The 7047-nt window shown below is 56.9% G+C and carries 6 protein-coding genes; 5 read left to right on the top strand and 1 reads right to left on the bottom strand.

Features of this window, described 5'->3' with window-relative positions; translation table 11 throughout:
- Positions 1-30: 30 nt before the first annotated feature.
- Positions 31-2664: a CHRD domain-containing protein gene (locus LAT75_RS14780; protein ID WP_291483463.1), complete on the bottom strand. Its 2634-nt coding sequence runs from the start codon at positions 2662-2664 to the stop codon at positions 31-33.
- A gap of 216 nt (positions 2665-2880) precedes the next feature.
- Here LAT75_RS14780 and LAT75_RS14775 point away from each other — a divergent pair, with 216 nt between their 5' ends.
- The 5 genes from LAT75_RS14775 (at position 2881) to LAT75_RS14755 (ending at position 7044) form a co-directional block, all read left to right on the top strand.
- A complete protein-coding gene (locus LAT75_RS14775) occupies positions 2881-3435 on the top strand; it encodes a hypothetical protein (protein ID WP_291483461.1) in 555 nt (184 codons plus the stop codon).
- A 147-nt stretch (positions 3436-3582) separates the two neighbouring features.
- Positions 3583-4362 carry an electron transfer flavoprotein subunit beta/FixA family protein gene (locus LAT75_RS14770; RefSeq protein ID WP_291483459.1) on the top strand — a complete coding sequence of 260 codons (780 nt, stop codon included), beginning with the start codon at positions 3583-3585 and terminating at the stop codon, positions 4360-4362.
- 74 nt (positions 4363-4436) lie between these two features.
- A complete protein-coding gene (locus tag LAT75_RS14765; protein WP_291483457.1) occupies positions 4437-5414 on the top strand; it encodes an electron transfer flavoprotein subunit alpha/FixB family protein in 978 nt (325 codons plus the stop codon).
- Between the two features lie 5 nt (positions 5415-5419).
- On the top strand, positions 5420-6745 hold the full coding sequence (locus LAT75_RS14760) for an FAD-dependent oxidoreductase (protein WP_291483455.1): 1326 nt from the start codon (positions 5420-5422) through the stop codon (positions 6743-6745).
- Positions 6742-7044 (top strand): 4Fe-4S binding protein, encoded by a 303-nt coding sequence (locus LAT75_RS14755; protein WP_291483453.1) that lies wholly within the window; start codon positions 6742-6744, stop codon positions 7042-7044. The genes LAT75_RS14760 and LAT75_RS14755 overlap by 4 nt, the downstream gene beginning before the upstream one ends.
- Positions 7045-7047 lie beyond the last annotated feature (3 nt).

The following is a 7047-nucleotide window of genomic DNA, read 5'->3' as shown; positions in this document are numbered from 1 at the left end:
TACTGACATACTGACATACTGACATACTGTTTATTTCACCAGCATCATGCGGCGGGTGAGCTGCATGCCTTCGGTTTCGAGGCGGTAGAGGTACACGCCGCTGGAGAGGCGGCTGCCGTCGAAGCGCACGGTGTGCGTGCCGGCGGCCTGCATTTCGTTTACGAGCAGGGCGACCCGCTGACCGAGGAGGTTGTAAACGGAAAGCTGCACATTACCCGCAGCCGGGATTTCATAGCTGATGTTGGTTACCGGGTTGAACGGGTTGGGGTAATTCTGACCAAGCGTAAATGAACCAGCAAGTTCGGAACCGTCTTCCAGAGAAGTCACGATGCCGCGCTGCAGGGTTACTGATGCGCCGGGGCCGGTATTGAAGCCGCTTCCGTCGGTTGCGTAGGCACGGTGCCATACGGTCACGGACTCCCCTTGGCCAACGCCAAGCTCAGCCAGCAGGCCGTCAACGGCGCCGAAGGTGAGCGGGGCCGCGGTAGCTTCACCCGTGCTGAGCTGAAGCACGCTGTTTTCGAAATCCGCATCGAGGGCGAGTTCCCACACATACACGAGCAAGTCGCCGTCAGCATCTTCTGAAGCAGACCACTCCGGCTCAAAAGGGGTAGAACCGGCGCCTTCCAGCACGAGGGTCGCACCCTCAGCCGGGAAGAGGATTTGCGGAGCCGTTGCGGGCGCACGGTTGGGTGCAAGCAGCAGCTGACCGCGGATTTCACCGGGCATGTTTTCAACCGAATGCACATTGATGTACAGCTCGCCGCTCACCAGCTGAATCAGCTGATCCGTGCTGAGGCTGAACACGTTTGCATTGGCGTCAAAGATGCCGTTGCGGGCATCGTCGGTGCTGTCCAGCTCAGGCTCGAGGTCGAAAATAACACCGCCGTTGGTGCCGGCTGCGCCTTCGTGAATGTGCGCGCCCGGCGAGCCGATGAAGTTGCTGCCCAAATCATTGAAGCTGCCGCTCAACGTCAGCTCGGTGCCGCGCAGCTCAACAGCTACACCGCCAAAGGCATTGGTCTGCACCGGCTGCACTTCCGTGAGGCCGGTAAGGCCGGCGAAGAAGTAGTGCTGTGCCAGCGGGAGTACCTGTCCGCGGATTTCACCCGGCGGGATGTCGGTGCTGTGGATGTTCACATACCAGGAGCGGGATACCAGCGCAGTTACATCTTCGGTGGTAAGGGTGAAGGTGTTGTCGGCCGGCAGGTAAACGCCGCCGCGGTTATCGGCATCGAGCACCGGCTGAAGCACGAGATCGACTCCGCCGTTTTGCCCTGCAAAGGCATTGTGGAAATGTGAACCGATGTTGAGGTTGTAGTCCGACTCAAGGCCTGCAAAGGATCCGGTCGCTACGATGGAGCTGTCGGAGGCGTACCACTCCACAAGTACGGCACCGGTGGCCTGACTCGTATTCTGCGGAATTTCGAAGGCGCCGGAAAGCGGTGCGTAGAAATAGATGTTGGCCTGCGGTACAATCTGTCCGCGGATTTCGCCCGCCGGGAAGGCCTCTGAGTGGATGTTCAGGTAGTGACCGCGGTTGGCGAGCCGCTCAACGATTTCGGCGGGTACGTTTTCGAAGGTGTTGTTGGCAGCTTCAAAAATGCCGGAGCGGCCGTCTTCATTTACAGTTGGGGTGAGGGAGACATCAACGCCGCCGTTTTGCCCGGCGAAACCGCGGTGCAGGTGTGCGCCGCTGCCGGTGTTGCCGACTTCTTCGATGTAATCACCCAGCAGACCTGAGAAGGCGCCGGTTACGACCAGGGTGCTGCCGTCCCACTCGAGGGAAAGGCCGCCCTGCGCGGTGCTTGTGTTGGCGGGCACTTCGAATCCGCCGGAAGCATACGCCTGGAAAATGGTGCGGTCGGCCGGCAGCAGCTGTCCGCGAAGCTCACCGGCGGGGTGCCGCTCGGTGTGGATGTTGATGTACATGCCGCGCGCCTGAAGCTGCGAAACCTGCTCCGCATTGAGGCTCACGGTTTCATTAAACGTGCCGGAAGTGCTGCCGGCACCCAGCTCCGGATTCAGGATGGCCGCAATCGGACCGTTCTGACCCGTGAAGCCGGCGTGAATGTGCACGCCGGTTTCGCCAACCGGCTGAATGGGTGCGCTCAGGCCTTCGAAGGTTCCGGTGATGGTGAGCTCGGTGCCGTTCAGCTGTGCTTCAACAAGCCCGGAAGCTGCGGTAAAGACCGGGGGCACTTCGCTCGCGCCGCTCAGAAAAGCGGTGAAGTTCTGTGTTTCGGAAGGCTCCACAAGATTGATCTTCCAGCCCATGGCCGCATGGAATCCACACTGATACCAAATTAAGTCAGGCAGCTCATCACCCGGGGTAAAGGTCAGCACCCCGTTCTGAACGCGGGAATTTTCCACACCCTCGGTGATTTCCCCCTCATAGCCGTTAAATTCTTCCTGCACGGAAAGAAAAAACGGGTGTCCGCCTGCATCCACATTAAATACATAGGTCTCACCGCGAACGAGTGTGAGTTCGGCACCCTGCACGCCGTCCACGACATAGACGACCGGGAAGGTATTGCCAAAGTTGGGATGACTCTCATTAACCGACTCAACGGTTACATCAAAGGTCTGCTGTGCCGCTGCCGTAAAGCTCAGAAATGGAACCAGCAGCAATCCTGTACAGATTATGGTGAATAGTTTTTTCATGTCATCGTATTTTTTTGGTGATTGGTGTACGGCACATTAAACTTGAAGTCCAACATCTTTCGTTCATAAATTCAATAATAACAACAGCAATAATGCGCAAGACTTTGTCTCGCACCCGTTTATAGCCCCCACCGGATCTGTATTTTCCTGCGTAAGCTGTGCTTTCTGTCCGAAACTCCCATTTCATTAATGCAACACACTTGCATATATTTGGGCATGAAAAAAACCGGCAGACAAATCGAAAAGCTTTTTCATCAGCAGTGCTGGTGCTGGGGTGCGGACATCCGGAACGGGGAGCCGAACTACCTGCTCAGCTACGGCTTCGTGCGCATCCCCCGGCCCTGCCCCGATTGTGGCAGCAGCCGCTACTACCTTTTCCGCGAAGGGCTGCACATTCATCTGTGGGCATTTGGCGCCGTGTGGCAGCGCGAGGGCGGGCCGCTGCTGTGCCTGAAGCGCTACGACCGGGTGCCCTCCCTGCTGAGTGGCGAACGCCCGCCGGACTGCATCCATCAGGTTTCGGAATTTGAACAGGGCATGAAGCGCATCCCCCGTGCCGAAATGCAGCAGTATGCGGCTGACTTTTCAAGATTTATCAATTTTATGGCTGCTTACGAGGCCTTCGTAAACAGCAGTGCGCCGGGAGGGTACCGCGAGCGCTGCGTGAAGGGCTGGCCCCACAAATGTATGGATGGCAGAAAGATGGAGCAGGCCTGGCGCAGCCTTGCAGAGGCACTTCCAAAGGACGGATCGGATACGAAGGCCGCCTGATGCCGGCCTGAATTTAATTTGAGAAAGGGGCGTTTATCCGATAACTTCAGGCGCGTGAGAAGCAAGTGTACCGGCTTTTCCTTATATTGCATAATTCATCAGAAAAGCGGTTCCACAGCCTATTTTAACTACAATCAGAGTGATTTTATGAAGATAAGCGTATGTATTAAACAAGTACCTGACGTATCAGCGCCCATTACTATTAAAGACGGGACGCTCTCTCAGGATTCAGACCGGATGGTGCTCGATGCCTACTCCGCTTCGGCGGTTGAAGAGGCGCTCGTACTTACCGGAGCACACGGCGGCGAGGTAGAAGTTGTACTGGTTGGCCCCGATAAGGCCAAGGAAACCATCCGCAAGGCGCTGGCTATGGGTGCCGCTTCCGGGGTTCATATCCATGTAGAAGACATGAGCGGGCTTGATTCCGCCGCGTTTGCAGAAATTCTGGCGGCCTGGCACAAGCAGAGCAGCTACGACGCCGTACTCACCGGCAAGCAGAGTCAGGATACCGATGCCGGCCTCACCGGCGGTATGCTGGCATGGAAACTCGATCTCCCCTACTGTGCCAACGCCGTAGGCCTCACCTATGAAGGCGGCAAGTTCCTGGTGAAGCGTCAGGGCGACACCGGTCAGGAGATGGTGGAGCTGGAAAGCCCCTGCCTGGTTACCTGCTCCAACGATATGAACGACCCGCGCATCCCGAGCCTGAAGGGCATTATGCAGAGCAAGAAGAAGCCCGTGAAGACCGTGACCCTCGACGACCTGGGCCTTTCCCTCGACGGCGTAAAGGGCGGCGTAGTGAAAACCGAAGGCAAAGGCTTTAAAGATGTTCCGGGGCGCGAACCCGGCAAGAAGTTCGAAGGCGATCCGGCCGAGCTGGTGAGTCAGCTGGTGAACCTGCTGGATAATGAGGCCAAAGTGCTGTAAGCGGGACCATCCCCTCTTGCAGCTTTTATTTTTTTGCGCATTTTGAAATTATTACCGACCAAGATTCTGAATTTATGTCCCATATTTTAGTGTATATCGCCGCTACCGACGGCAAAGTGAAACGGTCCTCCCTTGAAGTGCTGAGCCACTGCCGCAAGCTGGCCTCCGAAAACGGCCTGAAGCTGACCGCTGCGGTGCTGGATGCTGACCCCTCCCGCTACACCGAAACCCTCAGCAAGTACGGACCCGATACTATTTTTACGGTGAAGCATCCCGTTTTCGGCAATCACCTCAACACACCGGTGATTGAAGCCCTGAGCAACATTATTTCTGACTCCGCGCCCCGGCTTGTGGCGTTTGCCTCTACCGAATCAGCCAAAGAAGTGATGGGTGCCCTTTCGGCCCGTCATCAGGCGGGTGCCCTCCCCGATGTGGCGTCCTTCACCCTCAACGGTGATGTGGTTGAAGCCGAGCGCCCCGTGATGTCGGCCAAGGTACTGAGCCTCACCTCAAGCAGCAGTCCGCTGGTGATGGTTTCCGTGCGCTCCGGCTCCTACGATGCCACCGAGCAGCCCGGCACAGCCACCGTGCAGGAAGTCGCCTTCGATTTTGACACCGCCGGCCTCAAAAACGTACTCAAAGAAGTGCTTTCAAGCGCGGGCGACAAAGTTGATTTGTCAGAGGCTGAGGTTGTGGTCGCTGCCGGCCGCGGCATCAAAGACGCTGACGGCGTGAAGCTCGTTGAAGATCTGGCCGATGCGCTCGGCGCTGCCATCGGAGCAAGCCGCGCGGTTACCGAGTCCGGACTCTTCCCTGCCACCCTGCAGATTGGTCAGACCGGGAAAGTAGTTTCGCCTCAGCTGTATTTTGCGGTGGGCATTTCCGGCGCGATTCAGCACGTAGCGGGTATGGCCAACTCCAAGGTAATCGTGGCCATCAACAAAGACCCTGACGCGCCGATTTTCCAGTACGCCACCTACGGACTTGTGGGTGATCTGTTCAAAATCCTGCCGCTGCTTACCGAGCAGATCCGCAGCGTAAAAGCCGGTTAAGCCGCATGGAAGATAAATTTGACTGCATCGTAATCGGAGGCGGCATCGCCGGACTCAGCGCAGCTATGATACTGGCGCGCAACAACATGAAGTTCATGCTCATCGAGCGGGGCGAGTTCAGCGGTGCGAAGAATGTTTCCGGCGGCGTGCTTTGGGGGGAAGGCCTCTCGAAGCTGATTCCCAACTACTGGGAAGAGGAAGACGCCGGTTTCGAGCGCTTCATCAATCACCGCCGCCTCACCTTCATGGATCCCGATTCCACCTTCAGCATCGACTTTAAGAGCGAGAGCTTCAACGGCACCCCTTACAAGGGTGTCGTGGTGCTTCGCTCGAAGTTCGACAACTGGATGTCGGAGAAAGTGCAGGAAGCGATTGATGCGAGCGAACATGCCGACGAATGCTTCCTGGCCCCGAATATTCTCGTGGAAGAAGTGCTGATGCAGGACGGGAAAGCGGTCGGCATCAAAGCCGGCGGCGACGAGTTCTACGCCGATTCCGTGATTATCGCGGAGGGCGTCAACAACCTGCTCACCCGGCAGATCGGCCTTCAGGACAAGTACGTGCCGGCTGATGCCCTGGCCGTAGGGGTGAAGGAGATCATCCGCTTCGACCAGAAAGTACTCGAAGACCGCTTTCAGCTGAACGGGCTCAGCGGTATGAGTAATGAATTCATCGGCACGGCCACGCAGGGCGTGGAAGGCGGCGGATTTCTGTACACCAACCGCGACACCATTTCGTTCGGGCTGGTACTCGGCATGATCAGCCTTCGCGATTCCGGCCTGAAGCCGTACGATATCCTCAACGAATTCAAGGCGCATCCGGTCATCCGGGATATTCTGCGGGATGGCGAAGTGGTCGAATATTCGGCCCATGCCGTTTCCACCGGCGACATGAAGGTGATGCCGAAAGAGATTTATGCCGACGGCGTACTCGTAGCCGGTGAAGCCGCCAACCTGCTCATGAACTCGGGCAAAGCCATTCAGGGCATGGATTACGCCCTGCACTCCGGCGTACTTGCGGCCGAAACCATCGTGGAAGCCAAACAAAAAGGCGACTACAGCAAAGCAAGCATGAAATCCTACCGCGACAAGCTCGAAAAGAGCTTCGTGCTGCAGGATATGCGCAACTTCCAGGGCGCAGTCGAATTTCTGCACAGCAAGCAGATGTTCGAATCTGTTCCGGGGCTGGTCTGTGATTTCGGGAAGCAGTTCTTTTCCATCAAAAATGAACCGACGCCCAAAACCCGCGAGATGCTGACCAAATCCATCAAAAAACACTCCAGCTACTGGGATTTACTGAAATTAGGACTTAAAGGAGCACGCTCACTATGAAAAAACTCAGCATCGCTGAACGTCTGGGGATGGTCAACTACCTGAACCAGGGCAAAACAGAAGCCAAACCCCACATTTTAGTCAACACCGATATCTGCGACACCGAGTGCGGACACAAGGCAACGACCCGGGTGTGCCCGGCCAACTGCTACACCCTCGATGAAATCGGCAAGGTGCATTTTCAGTTTGAAGACTGCATCGAATGCGGCACCTGCATGTACGCCTGCGACAAAGGCGCGGTGGAATGGCACTACCCCGACCCGGAAATCGGCCGCGGCGTGAAATGGAATTTCGGCTGATGC

This window comes from Cyclonatronum sp., assembly GCF_022565315.1.
In the GTDB taxonomy this organism is placed as follows: domain Bacteria; phylum Bacteroidota; class Rhodothermia; order Balneolales; family Cyclonatronaceae; genus Cyclonatronum.
This window is presented reverse-complemented; position numbering and strand designations above follow the sequence as displayed.